This window comes from Methanobrevibacter sp., from assembly GCF_017427765.1.
GTDB lineage: Archaea > Methanobacteriota > Methanobacteria > Methanobacteriales > Methanobacteriaceae > Methanocatella.
Map to the genome: position 1 here is coordinate 1 of NZ_JAFRSC010000051.1, position 1,768 is coordinate 1,768.

Genomic DNA, 1,768 nt, shown 5'->3' on the forward strand with positions numbered 1-1,768 from the left:
AATGATGCTTAAATTATGCATCATATGGCATGGTGCCGTTGTTAACTTAATGAATTTAACATTAGATTAATTATAATGTTTAATTTGAATTAAATATGATAAATTTTTTATTAATTAAAAATTAATCGTCTGTTAATAAATTTTATCTAATAAATCCACTTATTAATGTTTAATTTTAAAATTTAACCCTCCATCACTTAGTTTAAAAATCGATTTTTTTCAAAACCTTCATTTTACTATTCAATTTTTAAAATATAGCTTGGTATAATGTGATTTTTATTATAATTTACGGGTTCATATTAAATTTAAAAATATTGAATTTTTAAATCGTAATATTTATAAAGGATAAGTTACATAATTATAATTAGTGATTAGAATGCAACCAGGTTTGAATTACAAAGAAGATGACAAGAAATTTATTCTATTGGGGAGAGTGTTTGAATTCATCGAGAACGAAAAAACAAAAAACATAATGAGTAGATCTGGATTTAGAAATAGGTCTATGGCTGTTATTTGTATCAAAATATTCTTTATGTCATTATTTTTTAATTATGAGCTTTCAAGAGTGATAGATGAGTTAAATGATAAAGAAGAGTTAAGAAATTTTTCGAAAATTTACGATGTTCCCAATGAGTATCAGGTATCAGAGTATTTTAGTCGCTACAATATCATTAATTTCTTTAAATTGGCTAACTCATTGTTATCTACTTTCTTTAAACCTCATGTTAATAAAACTGATGAATATATAGTTGATGCTACACCAGTAGCCTGCGATATCAATGTAATTAAGCAATTCATCAAAGATAAGCACTTAAAAAAACTTGGATTGAAATGGGGCTATTCTACTACTAAAAAACATTTTATTGGATATAAAGTCACTATTGTATTAGAAAAAACCACATTAACACCGGTTTCAATATTCATCCATCCAGGAGCCCCTAATGACGCGAAAATTTTTGATAGTATTTTAAAAGAATTGAAAAGAAGAAGACTTATTAAAAAAGGAGATAAAATCTACTTTGATAGAGGATATTTCTCACGTTATAACTACCAAATTGCAATTACTGTATATAGAATTGTTCCAATAATTTTTCTAAAATCAAACTATGATATTAATAAAATCAAAGAATCCATATCTCTTCCATTGGATTCTTACAAGGACATGAGTACTTTTGAAGAAACAAAAAATGAAATTATTGATCTCGTCAATCAAACTGTTGAAATTCTAACAAATTGGAAAGATTTAAAGCCAGACCGAGGTATTATTGAAGATTTTTTCAAAGTAGCGAAAGAAGCATTTGGGTTAGATAAATTCCACAGTTATACTGACAAATCCATGATGAAAAACATCATATTAGGACTATTATTAACTACAATCGTCGTACAATCAGGTTTTAAAACTAAAACACAATTACAACGACTAAGTGAAGGATACATTGACTTTGAACCACCTAAAATAAACAAAAAGAAAAAAAATGAAAAACCAGAAAAAAGTAACGAAGAAAATGATAACAAAAAGAACATAGAACCCCAACAAACATTAGTAACCAAAATCAAAGAGGAAATAACAACTTTATTTAATTTTACAAGCAGAAAATCGTCAAAATCAAAAAAGAATACTAATAATAGTTCAAAAAATTCAAAACCAATGACAAAAATAAGTAAATCAATTTTTACATTTAATTTAAAAATTGATATCCCATATTTATCAATATCAAGATTTTACAGTTGAATTCAAGTATTAATCATCATCACCATACAATAGTGA

Annotated in this window: 1 protein-coding gene; it reads left to right on the forward strand. The window is 25.6% G+C overall.

From position 1 onward, the window contains the following. The first annotated feature begins 376 nt into the window (after nucleotides 1-376). The gene (locus tag IJL02_RS11875) at nucleotides 377-1,732 is read left to right on the forward strand and encodes a transposase (RefSeq protein ID WP_292816736.1); all 1,356 of its coding nucleotides are present in this window, start codon (nucleotides 377-379) and stop codon (nucleotides 1,730-1,732) included. The last annotated feature ends 36 nt before the right edge of the window (nucleotides 1,733-1,768 follow it).